Below are 16,358 nucleotides of genomic sequence, written 5' to 3' on the forward strand. Positions count from 1 at the left end.
GGCAGTCTCCATCTGGGAAATGCCGCCTCGGGGGCGGCCTATTGTCGAAACGGCAGGCTGGGTTTACTTTCCGGCGCATGAGCTACCGGACCACAGTTCAGTTGATCGCAGCTGCAGTCACCATTGCGGTGATGGTGGCGTTCGGCATTGGGTTCGATAAGTTTCTCGACGCGATGAGCGACGACTTTATCTACGGGGCCGCCTTTGGCGCGGGTTTTACGGCCTTGCTTGTCTATCTCGCCGTCCGTGAAGACCGATCAACGGCCAACGCCGCCAACCGACGTGAGCAGCAAGGCCCGCGAAACTCGATCGATCTGTGACGGATCAAGGTTCGAGCCTTTCGCCGCCTTCAGCAGAGCATCGACCACCTCAGCATTGTTGCTCGTCAACGCTTCGGCCATCTGCTTGCGCGCTGCTTCGGTCTTCACGCCCTGCAAGGCCTCGACGACCTTCTCAACACCCTTGATGGCGGTTGCCCGCGTTGCACCACCGACGCCGCCAGCCTTGAAGCTGTCGACCACGCCAAAGTCGCCGCCAGTTTGGCCCGTTAGGTCGTTGATCGCCTCACGTCGTGCCAGGCTCTCGCTGTTACGAGTGACAATGCTGGAGGTGTCAGCGAAGGCCCGTTCATTGTCGAGCAGCCGAATGATCCTTTCTGCCCGGTCGTCGCCGAACAGTGTGGCGAGACGGTCGCGGTTCCAGTCGCCTTCACCCTTGATAAGCCGCTGAAGCGCTACGCGGTCGTTGGCGTTGGTGCCGATGATGCGCTCGATCTCGGCGCGAGCGCCCTCACGAAGCCGCACCGGAACCGCCGAGGGACCGATCTGCTCGCCCTGGGGCAGCGCGCCTTGCCTGAATTCGTCAGCCAACTCAACGGGCCGAGGTGCTTCGCGGCCATTGGCAAGAACCGTCTGCCCGCGCTGAACTGCCGTATTCTGACGGGCCAGTTCGGCATACTGAGCATCGACTTCCTTGATGCCCGGCACCGATGCGCGAAGCTGATCGTCAACCGCCTGGCGGGCAGTGGTCAGGGCGTTGCGGGCGTTCGTCTCCTGGACCGTCTCAAGCATGCCGTCGATGGCTTTACGCGTCTCCAGCAGTGTCACGGGGTTGGTTTCAAGTTCTTCCGTGCCGACGCGATTGAGCATCCGTCGAACGGTCGACAGACCACGCTGCGCCTCGCCCCGTAGGGTCTGAATTTCCCGATCCAGATATTGCGCGATTGGCCGCGTATCGACCGGCGAAGCGTTCTGGAACACCTCACGGTACCGCGGCGACAAGTGCCCCTGATTGACCTCGATGTCAGCCGACACCCTGCGCGGGACCGGAGCCGGCCCAAGCTGGGAATTGACCTCGTCGATGATCCGGCGATTTGCAGCGGCATCGCGGGCGCCGATTGCGCCACGAACGACCTGCTGGCCTTCGCCCGGCATGGCAGCGAGTGCGGCGGCCTGGTATTTGAGGTTCGGCCCCAGATCCAGAACCATGCCGTCGGGGCCCAGTTCCTGAAGACGGGCATTTACAGTCGCCGCGTCGAGCCCGTCACGCTCCATGCCTTTGGCCAGGAGATTAAACGCCTGTTTGTCGACGCCAGTTGCCTTGGCGAGGCGACCGATCAGGAGGGCATCGGCGACCTTCTTGACGCCCTTGCCGACCCAAGGGGCGACATATGTGCCAACCCCTGCCGTTCCTGCGCCCCAGAGCGCTCCACTCGTCGTTTCGGCTGGATCGCCTCCAGAACGCACGAAACTGTCAGACCCGCCAAGAACTGCGCCCCCTCGTGCCGCTCCAGAGATTTGGCCCAGGCGCGTTGCCTGCCCGATACCGAAAGCGCTTGGTGCGGCAGCAATCATCGGGATAGTGCCCGCGACCGCGCCTGTGACCTGTGCAGCCGTGTCCAGCTTGGGGTTCATCGACTTTTCAGCCTCTGTCCCGGCCTGGATGATCTGGAGGATTTCGCCGTAATCCTTTTCGGAGAATGGCGCCAACGTCGCCGCAGCCGCGCGATCCATGCCACCTCGGATCAAAGGGCCAGCGACCGGAATGCCCTCAAGCACGCCGCCCGACGCCGTCCTGACCATGCTCAGAGCATCATCGCCTTCGACGAGGCCAGTGCTCGAGTTGTAGCCGGGAACGCCACCCGGCACGTTGGCCGGGTCGAATTCCGGGTGAAGTGGTTGGCCACCTGGCCGAGCGGCAGGCTGCTGCACCATCTGACCGATTGCGCCCAATGCCGACTGCTCATCAGGTGCGTCAATCTCATAGGTCGTGCCGTCAGGCCCTTGGATCTCGAAAACGGGCATTACTGTTTCACCCTGATTTTGACGCCGTTGCCCATGTCTTTCCAGCCGCCGGTATCGGTTGGCGCTGGCGCTCCGGGCTGATCAACGGACTTGCCAACCGACTCCTTGATGTTGGTGAGCATGCGCTTCAACTCGGCGACGCTGTTCTTCGCTCGCTCGCCTGCCCCGCCCGTGATGCCTGTCCAGATCTGATCCGGCAGGTTGGCAATCCCGCCTTCCTTCAAGGGGTCGACCACTGGGTCATAGATCATGCGCTCCATGAGCGAGAGATCGGGCCCGTTCAGCACGCCGAGATTAAACAGCTCCTTCATCTGGAGCATGATGCCTTGGCGCACGGTGTTGAGGTTGTCCTTGCTCTGTCCCGGCTTCGCCTCGATGCCGGTCTCCCCGACCAGCTTTTCGTAACGGTCGAGTTCGTTGGTGATCGTACTGAACGCCTGGTCGACGTTAGACGAGCGATTGCGCTGGGCCTCGGTCGCCCGAACAGGTTTCGGGTCGGTGATCGGGATCATCCCCGGACGCTGCGACTGAGCAGGTGCGGGTGGAATCGACGGTGCAGGTGCCGGGCCCGGGGTTGGCACTGCCGGGCTCGACGGGGCTGGGGCAGCTTGCGGCGTAATCGGCATGGCAGGGCCGCCGGGCGTAGCCTGTCCGAAGACACCCTGAGGCGTCATGAAGATGGTTTCGCCGTTCGGGCCGGTCACTGTTTTGCCAGCGCCGAGTTGCTGAGCCTGCTCGGGCGTCAGCGCGCCACTGTCCATCAGGCCATTGAGGGACTGAGCCTCAACAGAATTGCCCTGAAACCGGAATGCATCTGTGCCGGTCTTGCCGATGCTTTTGGTTTCGCCCGTCGCCGGATCGAACAAGGTGTTGTCGTCGAGCTTCTGCCACTGCTTTTGCGGCGTGCCCAATTCCTTCTGCAGCTTCTGGATCTGAAGCCGGCGGATCGGATCGGCAGACTGCATTTTCTGCTCAAGCATGGTGTTCACCAGCGCACGCTGCTGTTCGTTCAACCACGGATCGGACGCGGCCTGCATCAGCTGCTGAATGGACGGACCAGCCTCGCCGGGCTGAAGCGGTTCATGGCCGGGCATGTCGCTATCGATCGCAGTGCCGCGATAGGCTTCAGCACCGCCACCGAGAGCTTGGGCCACGCGCTGCGTGCCCGGGCTGCCTGCGGCCTGCTGGTTGCCGGGCGCGACCTTTTCCAGTGCCCCTGTCACCCGCGATGCAGCGCCAGAAATAGCAGCAGGCGCGCCGCCCATTGGTTCCTGGCTCATCATGGCGCTGAGCACACGCTGAGCGGCCGGCGTGGTTGCCGCTGCAACGGGCTGAGCCGTTTGAGGCGCATTCACCCTGATCCAGCCTTGCGAGCCGGACGCGCCGGCCATTCCTGTGGTTTCCGCATACTGGTAGGTCTGGCCGTCAGGCCCTTTGCGAACCTCTCCCGGCGGCTGCGCAGGAGATGCCGTGGCAGCTGAGGGCGCGCTGCCCGTCGGCTCGTTCATACGGGACCAGGCGTCCTGCGAAAGGCCAATGTTCGCATATTCCTCAGGCATCGGCCGTGCGGTGGCCCGTGTGACCCCTGCCGACGGATCGAGCGATGCGACCTGAACGGGCTGCGCTTGCTCTACCTGAGCCACCTGCTTCGCCTGGGTCGGCGAAGCGCCTGCATTGAGCGCGCGCTGATAGGTAGCGACAAACCTGTCGGTGTTCGTGCCCTGCTCGATACCGCCTGGCAAACTCGTCCAGATCGGGTTGAGCACCTGGCCCACCTTTGCCAGTGCTGTCGGATCACCAGACTGCAGAACGCCGTCCAAGTCCTGGCCAGTCTTGGCTTTGTAGGTCTCGGCAGCGAGGTTCCACGCCGCCTTGTCCTGATTGGCAGGCGAGAAATCTGTAAGCCCAAGCTTGCCGGCCTGATCTTCCCACGTCGAACCGAGAAACTGGTATTTGCCGGCAGCCGACGAGGTGCGGCCGGCATTCGGCCCGGTCTGGATCCGAACTGCCTGACCCGGATGCTTGGAGAAGTCGTCGAACCTCCCCCCGCCATAGATGATGTCGTAGCGGCCGCCGCTTTCCGGGCCTGCAATCGTGTTCAGCAGCGCCTTCTGATACGGCTGGGCATCCGCCCAGGCGAGTTCATCACCCTTGTAATCAATCGGCGCAGACGACGTGGACGCGCTGGGCTTGGAAGGCGGAGCATCGGGAAAGGCGCCGGCGCCCAGCGTCTGCGCCATAGTCGTGGCAGCATGGTCACGGCCAGCCTTTTCACCGGCATCGGCACGGCTTCCGAGTACCGCGGCAACGACGCCATCGGCCAAGGCGCTGATGCCTTCGCCGACATTGCGCGGAACCTGATTGCGGCTGGCGAGCGCATCCGCCACGGCCCGCTTCTTTGCGAGACTGGCCGGCGTCTCTTTGGAGGCGTCGAAGATGAAGGACAGAGCCATTCGTTATGCTCCCAGCGACAGCGCTTTGCGGTAATCCACGGCCTTGAAGCCGCTCGGCATGTCGAACACCGCGTCGGGGTGTTTCTCCTCGACGTCCTGCGCCATCAGGCCAAGCTGCATGGGACCGCCGGCCTTGTAGCGATAGGCATAGATGGGCTGGCCGTCGTCGGTCTTACCGACCTTCTCAATGTCGGTCTTGGCGCGTTTATCCGACAGCGTGAGAAGCTTGCCGATGCCGCCAAACAACCCGCCTAGCAGGCTGCCGCTCTGGGCTGCCTGCTGGTTATAGGCGTTCATTTTCTGATTGTAGTTCTCGTTGATCAGCCCGGCATTGTCGGTCGTCGGGATCGTGCTGCCGGTGTAGCCCTGAGCCTTCGGTGCAGAGACCTGCGATCCCGAAAGAAGAGCCGTAATCTCGTTGATCGGCTGATTGCGGACCGCCTGAGCTTCGGAAAAGGCCTGGCCGCGACCGGTCAGCAGCAGCTGATTGTAGGCGTCATTGGCCGTCTGCCCCTGCTGCGCCATTGCCCGGTCATAGGCCGCCGATCCGGGCATGATCCCTTGATTGGCAAGCCGCGTTGCAAGCTGGTCCTGCTGCTGGGCAATGAGCGGATCGAGCCGCTTGCGCCCGAGATCCAACAGGCGGGATTCAACGGCTTCATTGGACCCATCAAAGGGCTTGGCCATATAGTCGTTGAGGAACGACGACTGATTATTGGCGAGCGTGCCAAGGTTCAATTGGGCTTTGTCTGTCTGGTCCTTGATTGCCTGCTGCGCGGCTGAAAGCTGCGTTGTGACAGTCGTTTTCGGGATCGTGTACGTCTTGCCCGTATAGGGATCGGTGATCTTTTCTTCGCCGGTCTTCGAATAGGTGATGGTGCCATCAGGGGTGACCTGATTGGCATTGTTCAGCCACGAATTCGCAATGGCGGTCGAGATGTTGGTGCCGGTCGAAGCCGCCGAAGTTTCCTTCGGATCAGGAGGCGTCGGCGCTTTGGGTTTACCCATGGTATTTCCTCGTGAACTTGCTGTTCCGCCAGGCGTCGTCGGTGAGCGTGAAGACGTAGCCGTCCTCGTTGCGGCCGCGCATGCGCGCGATGAAATGCGGGGTGAAGCCGAAGGCTTTCGCTATGCGCACCATGCGCTCGTTGGCCGCCGAGACCTGAAGCACGACCATCTGGCAACCGATCTCGTCGAACGGGTACGAAAACATCTTGTGGCGCACCTCGGCGGTGAGCCAACGCGACGTGACCGATGCACTCGATATCTGGATGAGGCCGGGGCGCGGTTGCCAATCATGGAACACCATGCCGGCGACCAGTTCGTCCGTTTCCTCGTCGACGACGCCGATTGCCTTGCAGTTGCCGAAGCCACTTTCACAGCCAGGTATGAGGCTAGCGACGAACCGCGCCACCTGCTCGTTGCAGCCGAATAGCAAGCGCATGTCAGACGACGACGGCACCGACTTCATAGGTGATGTCGATTGCGACCAACTCCGCATCGGGTGTCGGGGTAATGCCGCATGTCACCTGCACCTGAGGCGCAACCACAAAGCCGGAACGGCCGACAGAGCCCCAACGGGTCGCGATGCGCTTGTCGGATCCCGCATCCCATTTCATGACGTCCCAGAGGCCGCTGTCCCACTCGTCGAACAGAGTATCGTCAGGGATGGAAGACGGCGCCGACGGTAGCGAAACCTGATAGTCGGTCGACATCGACAGCTTGGCGATGAAGGCCCGGGCCGCGAGAAACACCGTCCTGCCCATGTGGACTATCTTCGAAGCCGCCGGCACCCTCAGATGGTCGAAAAGGCCGACATAGGTGCAGACGTACGGCTCGCCGTCGTCATTGCCGCCGACCTCGCACTGCATGACCTTGCCGTCAGACGTGCCGAAATAGGCCCAGTCGTCATGAATGGCCAGGCAGCGCGTATCCCATCCGGTGTAATCGGCCCAGGCCCCGGTTTCGAGATTTACGACGAAGCTGAGCCTGTCCTGGCCAACGTCGGTCGGCAGCGAGACGATGCCCATGTTCATCAGGGGCCATTTGACGATTTCCCACGGCAGGATCGCGCGGCGGGCAACTTCGCGTCGCCAATCCGGCTCGATGTTGCGGCTGACGCTGCTCAGGGAAAGCGCGACGCGGTCTTTGGCAATCGCCTGGCTGATCGGGACAATGCCGTCTTCCATGGCAATCAGCAGATCACCGCCGGCTTGCATAAAGGCGCGCCTGCCCATGGGGCGCGAGATGTCATACCGGCCCACCAGGCGCCAATCATTGGCGTTGCCGGGATCCGAACCCTCATAGACTGCGACCTCACCCTGATCGGACACGAGAACGCACTTGTCGTCGACGCCGTCGCCCGCATCCAGAGACCATGTCGCGCCGAACTTGAGCGATCCGCCTTTCTGGAACACGCCAGCAAGCGAAAAATCCTGAGCCGTGCCAGTGATCTGATTTACGGGCAGGAACCACGCGACCAGACTGTCCTTCTGAACGAACATCTGGCGATTGCGATAGGCCCACACCTGCGACAGCTTGTTGGTGGCAATCGGCCCAAGGCTGGCCACTGTCGACCAGACACTGCCATTGAACTGGCGCATCGAGTCCGTGCCGTTGACTGCCGAGAGGAAGTCCCCTGCAGCTGTCGCGAACTGGATATAGCTGTAATAGCCGCTGGTCTGGCCAGACACGACTGGAGCCGGAGCCACATTCGGGTCAGCCGGGCTCGTGACGTTGTAAATGCTCGTGGCATCGGCCGCAAACATGAAGCGACCACTTGAGCTGTCATAGGTGATCATGCTGACGACCGGGCCAGTCCCGATGGTCGCCTTTTTCCTGGCACCGCCGCGCAGCCTGATGCCCGTGCTGGTCGGAAACCAGTTTTCAAGCACCTTGGCGCCCTGGGGCTGAGACGCCGCAAGGTTTTCATTCGATATCTTGCCGCGGATCGGCGCGGGGAAGGTGTTGGTGCGGTGATGCTGTTGCGCCGGGGCGGCGACAGGCACGCGTCGGAATGCGCGCCTCATGGCGTTATCGTCCCGGGAAAGGCGCAATCGGCGTTGACCGAACGGCGGGACTGGCCCACGGCGAGGATATTCGAACCCTTGTCTCCGCCACTGGAAACGGCAAGCGCGTCCTCGTAGTTGACCATGTCCTCGGCATAGGCCTGGCCCTTGTTGGCCTTCCACTGCCAGATCATGCCGAGCTTCAGTACACGCTCATCGAGGCGGAAGACGTCATCGTCGGCGGAAAACTCGACCTTCGGAACGCCGTCCTTGTCCTTCACAACCTTGTTGGACAGGTAGAAAAACGATGCCGTCGCCAGATTGGCCATCACCGGCTTGATGTGGATCTGATCGCCGATCAGCGTCCAGGCACCTGTGATGCTCTGATAGTTCTGGACCGTCATCGCGAGCCAGTCGTCCGAGTCGGGCACGTGCGAGAAAGGGGCGTAAGGGGTGGCCGACGGCCACACACGCGCCTTCTTCAACATCCGCTTGTAGTCGGACGGCAAGTCGAAGCCGGTGGCGGTGCCGTCACCGGTAATCGTTGCGAGCACCTTGAGGCGGGTCCAGTCGCGTGTGTCGAAGGCAATGCGCTGCGCCATCTCATTGGCGAGCGCCTGCAATTCGATGTGCTCGCGTTCGGTCGACGCGAACACCGCATCCGGCACGGTCAGCCCGATTACCGGGCAGACCTGCTTTATGACGCTCAAGATGCTCATGGCTGCTTAGCCGTTCGCGAGTTCGGCAGCTGCGGCGACCAGCGTGTTGTGGCTGGGATTGCCGCGCGGACGTGAGCCGGTGTGTTGGGCGATGTAGTCCTTGAGCCTGTCGTCGTCCCACTGCTCAAAGTCGGTCGACGCTTCCTCTATCTCCGGCTCGAGTTCCGGATCTGGAACCTTCGGTTCGACCGGCGTATGGCCAGCAACACCACCCGACGCGCCCTTGTTGTAGGCGATGAGGTCGGCCATCTGCGCCCGCATGTCGTCCATCTGCTGGCGAAGCGCGGTGTTTTCAGCAGCAAGCGACGTAACGTCTGCCGAGCCGGCAGCTGCGTCCAGATAAGCCTGCGCCTGGTTCTTCAGTTCGCGTCCGCCCATGCCGAGCTGTTTGAGCGGATTGCCGTCTAGCCCAGCCAGCGCTTCGACCGTGTGGATGTTGAGCGCCTTGAGTTCGCGGCGCTTGGCCTCGGCAAGGAATGGGGCTTCCGCCAGCGGCGTTCCGCTCGTCGGCTGGGCAACACCTGCTTTGAACGCCCGGTATTGGTCATTGTAGAGCATGGCGTACGTCACCACGCCGCCGCCGTCCTTGACGCTTTCGCGGGTGGCGTTGGGCTCGGCCTCGTGGGCTGGGAACGTTGCCCTCGTCTTGGTGTTGCCTGCGAACGCGATGTCGCAAACTTCCATGTCGGAGAAGATCGGTCGGCCTGCCTTCTGGCTGGCGGTGGTGTCCGGCATCGTATGGATGCGGAACACAACAGTGGTCTGATTGCTGGTGGGGTTCATTTTCGGATTCCTGTCTGAGAGGGTGCAACGAAAAACGGGGCCCGAAGGCCCCGCTGTTCGCTCTGCGATCTGGGTTAGATCGCTGTCTTCTTGAACCAGGCAGTCGCGCCGGAGGGCACGCCGCCTACGATGGTTGGAGCAGTCCAGGCACCTGCACCGGTGGCCATGGTCATGGCTGGTTCGGTGAGGATGCAAACGGCCGCCGATGCAATTCCTGCCGATGCCTTGGCAAGAATGTAATCGTGCCCGTCGTCCGCAGTGAAAACCGTGCCCAGCGTCTGCTTGACGGCGGGATCGGTCGACAGTGCGATACGGTTGAGGCCGAGGCCGGGAAGCGAGGGAGTGGTGAAACGAGTAGCCATCGCCGTTTCTCCTTACGCGGCCGGGTTGGAATCGATGAGCTTCCACTGGAACAGCGGATTGGTCATCGTCAGCTCGCCCATGAAGCCAATGTACTGGACAATGGCGTCCTGGTTGATCGGCGTGAGCGCCTTGCCGATCTTGTTGAAGTTTCGTTCCGGGTGGTAGCGGAGCCAAAGGCTGTCGAGGTCCAGACCATAGGTCGTGTTCGCCGGCATGTTGGAGCCGATGCCACCTTCCTGCACGATGTCGGCAACGCGGCCGGCGCCGTAGTATTTCAGGGCCGAGAAACCGAGCTTGCCGAGCTTGGTTTCGTCGTTGATGCGCTGAATGGCGACAGTCGCCGCGTCGTAGGCCGCATAATGCTCAGGCGACATGAGCAGCAGGTTGGCAGCCTTCTTGCCGCGCGACCGCTGGGTCATGATCGAGTTGAGCATCGGGCGGATGGTGGTCGATGTGACCTGCGTTCCGATAGCCGGGAATGCAGTGTGCGCATCGAACACCGACGTGCGCCAGGCTGGCTGGGTGCCACGGTCGATGCCGGCATAGACGCCGGAGTTGACGACTGTCGGGACCGCCAGCTGAAGGCCGCCCAGTTCCTTGCCGCCGAAGCGCGTACCGTTGCCATGGAGCGAGATGTCAGCCTCATCGACCAGCTCAGTTTCAGCCGCTTCGATGTGGGACTCCAGGATGTCCATCAGCTGGTTTTCGCCTTCGTTGTTGAGGATGTCCTCATTCGGAAGGGTGACGGCCACGGCGACCATCTTGGGCGTGTACTCGGCATCGCTGAACAGCTCGGTTGGAACCGGGTTCAGGAAGTCGAAGCCGTTATACCAGACCGCCGAGCCCGTCTTGTTGTAGAGCAGGCGTTCGCGGATCTTCGGGCCGGAATACTCCTTCATGTGCCCCCGATCCTTGATCAGGTAGAGGGTCGCGGAGGAGTTGGAGACCAGGTCCTGGTAGCCTTCGGAACGATCCTCCAGCGCCAGAGACAGAATCTCCTGGTTCTTTTCAACGGAAGTGAGGGGCATTCAGCCCTCCTATGGACGCGGGTTATCCGGCCTGCGCAACAGCGCGGGCGAGAGATTCCCTGATTGAGGTGGAGCGCTTCCGCGTGGTCGGGTCTGAGCCGAGCGTGGGTGCGCCAGAGACGGATTTCGAACCTTTCCGGGTCTGAGCCTCAAGGTCTGCTGCAAGTGCCGCTGGAGCGGCTGGAGCCGGGGCAGATGGGGCGGGGTTGAGCCGTTCCGCCATCTTGTATGCCTCGGCCAAATCTTTGGTTTTTCCGCTTTCAATGAAGAACGCGATGTCGTCGGCAAGCTCTTCAAAGCGTGGGTTCTTGCTGGCGAACTGGTCGACCGCCGTCTCGATGCCAGTGCGGTGCTGTTTCTGCAGCGACGAGGTGACGCCGCCGATCTGGTCTTTCAGGCCGGCGATTTCCTGCTTGAGCGCCCTGATGATCGCGTCGTTCTGCGTCTGGACCTGATCGGGTGCCTGTCCCATGACGGCCGCGGCAAGCTCGCGAAGGGACACGCCGGCATACTCGCAAACTGCCGCGATGCCTTCCATGGGATTGGTCAGCAGGGTCTTCTCAAGACCGGTGTAACGCGTCATCGCATCGCGAATGGTCGTCCCGTTCTTCTTGGCGAGGTCGTCGAAGTCCTTGATCTGGCCGAATGCCTCAGCATCGGCACGATACTTCTCGTGACCCTGCTCAAGCTCGCGAATGGCGCGATGCACTTCGGCCTTGATCGGCTCTGGCGCGGTTTCCCACGCGGCCTTTGCATCGGCGGAGAAGCGGGCCGGCGCGTCCGATTTCGACTGCTGCTGCGCATCGGCAGGCTTTTGCGCGGCAGGATCAGCCTTTGCAGGCTTCGCGTCCGGTGCCGGCTTATCGGGCGTTGCGCGGGCAGCATCTTCCTTGTGCGCCCCTTCCTGAGGGCGGTTGGCCTCGGCCTTGGCGACCTTTTCGGCGGCGCGCTTCAGTGCTTCGCGAGCGGTCGGTGCCTTTTTCGGCTCCTGGCCCTCTTTGCCATCCTTCCCCGAGCTTGACGCACTGGGTTCCGGCAGTTGCTGTTCAGCCTGGGGCGTGTTCGGCTGGGTCTGCGGTTCGGTGGCAATAGCGGTCGTCTCGGCGGGCGCCGAAGCGCCTCCGTTCAATACGTCGGTCATCATTTCACCTGTCTGAGAGGTTGCGGAGGAAAGGGGTTAGTTCGGACGGACGCGCTCGCCGCGGTCAAACCGGGCTTTGGCCTTCTGGACGGTGTCCTTGATCGCCTTGCGGTCGGGCCTTGGACGCTTGCGCGGGCGAAGGCGTGCCGGGTCGTTGCCAACCTCGACCATTCCGGCCGCACGGTAGGTGCTGCGCAGCGCCGACTTGCTGTCGTATGTCTTGCCGTCGAGCATGCTCTGCACCGGCTCCATGCTGTCGGTTGCAACCATCGGGCAAGCCAGATGCGAGCGTTTCGGCTGGTATGTCTCCACCTTACGGTAGACCGAGCGACCGTCTTCAAGGTCGATCCATTGATAGGACGTCATGCGGCTTGACCTTCCATCGTCAGTGGCGCGCTGGCCATGTTCTTCTGAGCCTGCTGGGCGACCTGGAGGCGCAGGCGCTCGATTTCGAGCACGCCCTTCTGCATTTCCTGCTCGTGTTTCTGAGCATCGGCAGCCGCGCGAGCCTCAATCTCGCGGATACGAATGTCGGCCTCTCGCTGCTTCAGCGCCGCATCGGCATTGATGCGGGCTATATCGGCTTCGGACTTGGCCACAGCGGCCTGAGCCTTGGCCTGCTCAACTGCTGCGCGATCGGAATTGGCCTTTGCATCGGCTTCTGCCTGGGCCGCCATCGGGTCAGGCTTTGGCTGCCCCGCTGACGCCTTCATCTTCTCGACGAACTCGTCGATGGCCGATTGCATCTGGCGACCAGGGCGGAACGGCGCGATGGCGAACTTCAGGATTTCACCCGCGAAGGGCGCCGTTTCCGGCTTTGACTGCACCATAGGCGACAGCTGGGCGAGTGCTCCGCCAAGAGCGGTCAGGAACTCAGAGGTTCGCTGCTTAGCTGCATCCTCGTCCGGCTGAATGGTACTGTCGGTCTCGATATCGAGCGAGAACGGCCGAATGCGCTCATCGCGAAGGAACTTCATCACCTTGTCGATGGTGATGGTATCTTCCAGCTCCTGCACCTGCTGAGCGATCTGCTCGACCTGCTGCTGCGCCTGCTGAAATGCCGCCTGTGCCTGCTCGGGATTGGCCTGCGCCATCTCCTGAAGACGAGGATCCTGCTTTGCGGCCTGAACGGTCCTGACAATCTCCTGAGCCTGGCTCTCAAGCGCCTTGACCGACTTCATGATGTTCGCGTCGGTCTCGAATTCCATCTGCGACATTTCCAGCAGCGTCTTGCTCTGGAAATTCTCGGCCTGGATCTCGGCCACGATCCGCGCCGTGTCGCGAGCAATCCGCACCAGTTCACTCTGCCGGTCGCGAATACGAACCGAACCGTATTGCGACTTCAGTGTCTGGGCGCCCAATGTCTCGTTGGGGTTGGTCGCGCCGCGCATGACATCGGATAAACCGCTGATCTGATAGATGTCGTCGATCAGCTGCTTTCGCAGGCCGATGAGCTGGGTGATGGTGGCGACCACCATATCGAGCGGCAGCCAGACAATCGTGTCCTTCGCCGAGCCATTTCCAATTACCGCCCAGTTGCTGACCGGGATCAGGACCTTACGGTCGTCGGTGGACTTTACGGCGGCCTCGATCGCATCACTCAGCTCGCCGGCACCGGATGGGTAGAAGCCACGCACCTTCAGCGCCTGCGTCAGTGCAGACACGCGGTTGGTGAGTTCGTTCACCTCCTCGATCTGGTCCTTGTAGAAAAGGAAGTCCGGCACCGGAATGAGGCTGTTGGGCTCCAACGTGCCAAAGGCGGGACGCGGGCACGGGAAGAAGTTTTCGAGCGATAGGTGCGGCTCCCCCTCGTCGAGCACGACGTCGACGCCCGGCGCGACCCACACAACCTTGTTTTCGGTCTTGGACCAAATCTCCCAGACACCGGCCTTGAACTTGCCGCCGCTGTTCTTGTCGTCGTCCTTGCGCTTGGCGAACTCGGCATTCGCATAGGCATTGCCCGACGTCTTGAGGAAACGCTGGCGCATCTCCTTCTTGGTCATCCAGGCACGGCCAGCCACCCAGCCGACTTCCTTCCATTCCCGAGCGGGATCATGGGCAAAGTCGCGGCGGTTCTTGTGCTCGATGCAGGTACGCTCGGTGAGGCCGTTTTCCTTGCTCTTGGCCTCATACCTGACCCAGATGCTGCCGCGCGCATTGACAGCAAGGTCATCGCGCACCTGGCGCATGACGCTGTCGATGTCTTCACGGTCGAAACCCACCGCTGTCGATCGCTCAAGCAATTCGGAAGCAGCGCGCGGGATAGGCCGATTGTCGTTGAACCTGGGCGCCACCACCGGAACGGGCGGGCGGGCATACATCGAGGGCTTCAGAACCTCGATGTTGGCCCAGAATATCTGGAACTGGCGGTCGCGCGAGATGCTGGCGAGGCGCGCGAGGTTTGCATACTGCTTTTCGATGTTGGTGCAGCGTTCCTGATAGTCGGAGAAACCGGCCTTGTCGTGGCTGGTGATGAGCGCAAGCCAGGCCTTGGACGACTTCGGCTTGCGGGCAAGCTCGACTTCCTCGCCGGCAGTGTCGTCGATCTCGTCGTCAGTCATATCTTGATCCTTCCACCGGACGAGGTCTCAGGCGGCATCGGCAATTGCACCTGGCCCGGCTTCGGCGGTGCGCTCTGCGTTACTATCTTGCTGACCCATGGGCGGGACATGCAGGCGTAGCGGACCATGTCGGCCGCGTGGTCTTCCTGTGAGGTGTCGAGGTCTTCCGGGTTGGTCTCGTCGTGCTGCAATGCCGGCAGCGTTCGTATGGTGTGGGTGCAGGTGCTGAAGAAGAACAGCAGCGGCCTGCTATCCTCATCCCCTGTCAGGCGGCTGCGGAGCTGGTCCCAGCCACCCATGGCGCCACGGCCAGGCGTTCGCTTGTTGTCCGCCCGCTTGAATGTCGCCCCTTCGCCATTCTCACCCTTGGCGATGCGCTCGGCGAGTGACGGGCCGCCATCCTGGCTAAAGGCTGCCGGGTCGAGCACGCCGTAGGAGATGACGTCGTTGAAGTCGCGAAGCCTGACACCGGCACCGACAGCTTCGGCATGGAGCTTCAGGCCTACGTCAGGAATGAACTTGCCCTGAGCGTTTGTCTTCACCCCATACCATTCGCGGTACATCACCAGCGCGCCGCGCGGGATCACCACGCCGGGGCCGACGATGGTGTCGTCCGATGCAACAGCGAACCAGCCGAAGGCGAAAGGCTTTGCACTGCCCCAGTCGCCAGCCCTGAACCGAATCCAGTGCGCCGGTATCGCGAAGGGCTTGATGACATGCCGGTCGCGCCGGAAATTGTCGAAATAGGCTCCTTCCACAATGTCCCAGTCGCCATAGCGCATCGCGCGGACAAGGCTTTCGGACCCGAGGCCGTGAAGTCGATCCTCATAGCCGGGATCGTTGTCGTTCATGGCCGGGTTGTCTTCGAGCTTGGCCGGGATGTACTGGCGAAGCATGCCGCCCTCAGACGGCGGCGTCTTGTAGATCCTGTATTCGACCGCGCCGTCGATGAAGGTGCTCTTGACGAACTGGTGGCCAATGCCGCCCGGATTGCCGCTGCACAGGATGCGCGGGAACCGGCCCTTGTACTTCTCCGGCACCTGGATGCCGACCATGCGAACGCGATTGCGCAGGAAGCGGTAGATCTTGTCCGTGAAGTGCGTCAGCTCGTCGATCAGCAGGACGTGGATTTCGGCGCCCTGGTACTTGAAACGGTCCTTCTCGTCCTTGCAGTGGCAGAGGTAGATCTTGCTGCCGTTCCAGAACCTGATTTCGTCCTCAACGATGGTGACGAAGCCACAGGCGACCCAGCCGGCGAGCATGGCGCGAAAGCCCTGCGGTCCCTCAACGTGGTTCTTGACCAGATCGTCACGAATGCGGCGGAACAGATAGACCTGAAGGCCGGGGATCTCCGAGCACCAGGTGATTGCCGCCGAGCGTATCAGGTGGCTCTTGCCGCCCCCCGCCGCGCCACCGAAGAAGGTTTCAGTTGCCTCGGTATTGAATGCAACGCCCTGCTTGGCATGCAGGACAAGGTCAAGCGCCGCTGACTGTGACATTCAGGATGGGCACCAAAGGCGCACCGTCTTTGCCGGTCAGTTCCGATTTGTCGGCCAGGCCGAGTTCACGCGCGATGATGTTCGGGTTCAGCAGGTCGGCCGCCGCCCCTTCGAACTTCTGGGTCCGAATGATCTCTTCCACCTGCGATGCGATGTAAGAAAAGCCTTCTCGCTTTGCGTACTCAGCCCATGTCACCCGAGCGATATCGAGGAAGATGCAAAGCCCCGAAATGGTCATGGCCCGCATCTTGGCAATCTTCTCGACCTTGACGTCGCCCTGATAGGCGAAGGGACGCGCCTCATAGAGCGGGTTCAACTCTACCCATTCGAAATACTCGGCGCACGCCTCCCAAAGCTGGTTCGGGGTGGCGAAGATTGGATCGCGGCCATGGGAGCTGCGTACCTTCCAAAACTGGTTACCTGATGGTGCTGGCATATGTTGATCCTCTCGCCGGTTTGAGCGGTCGCGAGTGCAGATTTCTCGACATGTCGCTAGAGCA

15 protein-coding genes are annotated in these 16,358 nt (G+C 61.9%); 1 reads left to right on the top strand and 14 read right to left on the bottom strand.

Translation table 11 applies throughout. From position 1 onward, the window contains the following. Nucleotides 1-77 precede the first annotated feature (77 nt). A complete protein-coding gene (locus tag J1C56_RS09010) occupies nt 78-320 on the top strand; it encodes a hypothetical protein (protein WP_214388031.1) in 243 nt (80 codons plus the stop codon). On the opposite strand, the gene J1C56_RS09015 is transcribed toward J1C56_RS09010, so the two are convergent. From J1C56_RS09015 to J1C56_RS09080, 14 genes are all read right to left on the bottom strand, one after another. Further along, the gene (locus J1C56_RS09015; RefSeq protein ID WP_214388033.1) at nt 258-2,303 is read right to left on the bottom strand and encodes a hypothetical protein; all 2,046 of its coding nucleotides are present in this window, start codon (nt 2,301-2,303) and stop codon (nt 258-260) included. The genes J1C56_RS09010 and J1C56_RS09015 overlap by 63 nt on opposite strands. Then, complete coding sequence (locus J1C56_RS09020) at nt 2,303-4,756, bottom strand: glycoside hydrolase family 24 protein (protein WP_214388035.1); 2,454 nt, start codon at nt 4,754-4,756, stop codon at nt 2,303-2,305. Before J1C56_RS09020 ends, J1C56_RS09015 begins: the two co-directional genes overlap by 1 nt. 3 nt (nt 4,757-4,759) lie before the next feature. Beyond that, nucleotides 4,760-5,764, bottom strand: a complete 1,005-nt coding sequence (locus J1C56_RS09025) for a tail fiber domain-containing protein (RefSeq protein ID WP_214388037.1) — start codon at nt 5,762-5,764, stop codon at nt 4,760-4,762. Then, the gene (locus J1C56_RS09030; RefSeq protein ID WP_214388039.1) at nt 5,757-6,200 is read right to left on the bottom strand and encodes a GNAT family N-acetyltransferase; all 444 of its coding nucleotides are present in this window, start codon (nt 6,198-6,200) and stop codon (nt 5,757-5,759) included. The genes J1C56_RS09025 and J1C56_RS09030 overlap by 8 nt, the downstream gene beginning before the upstream one ends. A gap of 1 nt (nt 6,201) precedes the next feature. After that, a complete protein-coding gene (locus J1C56_RS09035) occupies nt 6,202-7,785 on the bottom strand; it encodes a hypothetical protein (RefSeq protein WP_214388041.1) in 1,584 nt (527 codons plus the stop codon). Beyond that, nucleotides 7,782-8,483 (bottom strand): phage adaptor protein, encoded by a 702-nt coding sequence (locus J1C56_RS09040; protein ID WP_214388043.1) that lies wholly within the window; start codon nt 8,481-8,483, stop codon nt 7,782-7,784. Before J1C56_RS09040 ends, J1C56_RS09035 begins: the two co-directional genes overlap by 4 nt. 6 nt (nt 8,484-8,489) lie before the next feature. Continuing rightward, nucleotides 8,490-9,266, bottom strand: a complete 777-nt coding sequence (locus tag J1C56_RS09045) for a hypothetical protein (RefSeq protein ID WP_214388045.1) — start codon at nt 9,264-9,266, stop codon at nt 8,490-8,492. A 74-nt stretch (nt 9,267-9,340) separates the two neighbouring features. After that, nucleotides 9,341-9,628: a hypothetical protein gene (locus J1C56_RS09050; RefSeq protein WP_214388047.1), complete on the bottom strand. Its 288-nt coding sequence runs from the start codon at nt 9,626-9,628 to the stop codon at nt 9,341-9,343. 12 nt (nt 9,629-9,640) lie between these two features. After that, nucleotides 9,641-10,657, bottom strand: a complete 1,017-nt coding sequence (locus J1C56_RS09055; RefSeq protein ID WP_214388049.1) for a phage major capsid protein — start codon at nt 10,655-10,657, stop codon at nt 9,641-9,643. 22 nt (nt 10,658-10,679) lie between these two features. Continuing rightward, the gene (locus tag J1C56_RS09060) at nt 10,680-11,798 is read right to left on the bottom strand and encodes a hypothetical protein (RefSeq protein ID WP_214388051.1); all 1,119 of its coding nucleotides are present in this window, start codon (nt 11,796-11,798) and stop codon (nt 10,680-10,682) included. A 36-nt stretch (nt 11,799-11,834) separates the two neighbouring features. Beyond that, nucleotides 11,835-12,164 carry a hypothetical protein gene (locus J1C56_RS09065; RefSeq protein ID WP_214388053.1) on the bottom strand — a complete coding sequence of 110 codons (330 nt, stop codon included), beginning with the start codon at nt 12,162-12,164 and terminating at the stop codon, nt 11,835-11,837. Next, entirely contained in the window at nt 12,161-14,359 is a 2,199-nt protein-coding gene (locus J1C56_RS09070) for a hypothetical protein (RefSeq protein WP_214388055.1), read from the bottom strand. The genes J1C56_RS09065 and J1C56_RS09070 overlap by 4 nt, the downstream gene beginning before the upstream one ends. Further along, on the bottom strand, nt 14,356-15,858 hold the full coding sequence (locus J1C56_RS09075; protein ID WP_214388056.1) for a terminase large subunit domain-containing protein: 1,503 nt from the start codon (nt 15,856-15,858) through the stop codon (nt 14,356-14,358). Before J1C56_RS09075 ends, J1C56_RS09070 begins: the two co-directional genes overlap by 4 nt. Further along, the gene (locus J1C56_RS09080; protein WP_214388057.1) at nt 15,836-16,294 is read right to left on the bottom strand and encodes a DNA-packaging protein; all 459 of its coding nucleotides are present in this window, start codon (nt 16,292-16,294) and stop codon (nt 15,836-15,838) included. The genes J1C56_RS09075 and J1C56_RS09080 overlap by 23 nt, the downstream gene beginning before the upstream one ends. Between the last annotated feature and the right edge of the window lie 64 nt (nt 16,295-16,358).

The organism is Aminobacter anthyllidis, from assembly GCF_018555685.1.
GTDB lineage: Bacteria > Pseudomonadota > Alphaproteobacteria > Rhizobiales > Rhizobiaceae > Aminobacter > Aminobacter anthyllidis.

Bases quoted from the DNA above. Each gene is read 5' to 3' on its own strand.
- J1C56_RS09050 (WP_214388047.1), bottom strand. From the start codon at position 9,628: ATGGCTACTCGTTTCACCACTCCCTCGCTTCCCGGCCTCGGCCTCAAC.
- J1C56_RS09075 (WP_214388056.1), bottom strand. From the start codon at position 15,858: ATGTCACAGTCAGCGGCGCTTGACCTTGTCCTGCATGCCAAGCAGGGC.
- J1C56_RS09010 (WP_214388031.1), top strand. From the start codon at position 78: ATGAGCTACCGGACCACAGTTCAGTTGATCGCAGCTGCAGTCACCATT.
- J1C56_RS09055 (WP_214388049.1), bottom strand. From the start codon at position 10,657: ATGCCCCTCACTTCCGTTGAAAAGAACCAGGAGATTCTGTCTCTGGCG.
- J1C56_RS09020 (WP_214388035.1), bottom strand. From the start codon at position 4,756: ATGGCTCTGTCCTTCATCTTCGACGCCTCCAAAGAGACGCCGGCCAGT.
- J1C56_RS09030 (WP_214388039.1), bottom strand. From the start codon at position 6,200: ATGCGCTTGCTATTCGGCTGCAACGAGCAGGTGGCGCGGTTCGTCGCT.
- J1C56_RS09035 (WP_214388041.1), bottom strand. From the start codon at position 7,785: ATGAGGCGCGCATTCCGACGCGTGCCTGTCGCCGCCCCGGCGCAACAG.
- J1C56_RS09045 (WP_214388045.1), bottom strand. From the start codon at position 9,266: ATGAACCCCACCAGCAATCAGACCACTGTTGTGTTCCGCATCCATACG.
- J1C56_RS09065 (WP_214388053.1), bottom strand. From the start codon at position 12,164: ATGACGTCCTATCAATGGATCGACCTTGAAGACGGTCGCTCGGTCTAC.
- J1C56_RS09070 (WP_214388055.1), bottom strand. From the start codon at position 14,359: ATGACTGACGACGAGATCGACGACACTGCCGGCGAGGAAGTCGAGCTT.
- J1C56_RS09025 (WP_214388037.1), bottom strand. From the start codon at position 5,764: ATGGGTAAACCCAAAGCGCCGACGCCTCCTGATCCGAAGGAAACTTCG.
- J1C56_RS09080 (WP_214388057.1), bottom strand. From the start codon at position 16,294: ATGCCAGCACCATCAGGTAACCAGTTTTGGAAGGTACGCAGCTCCCAT.
- J1C56_RS09060 (WP_214388051.1), bottom strand. From the start codon at position 11,798: ATGACCGACGTATTGAACGGAGGCGCTTCGGCGCCCGCCGAGACGACC.
- J1C56_RS09015 (WP_214388033.1), bottom strand. From the start codon at position 2,303: ATGCCCGTTTTCGAGATCCAAGGGCCTGACGGCACGACCTATGAGATT.
- J1C56_RS09040 (WP_214388043.1), bottom strand. From the start codon at position 8,483: ATGAGCATCTTGAGCGTCATAAAGCAGGTCTGCCCGGTAATCGGGCTG.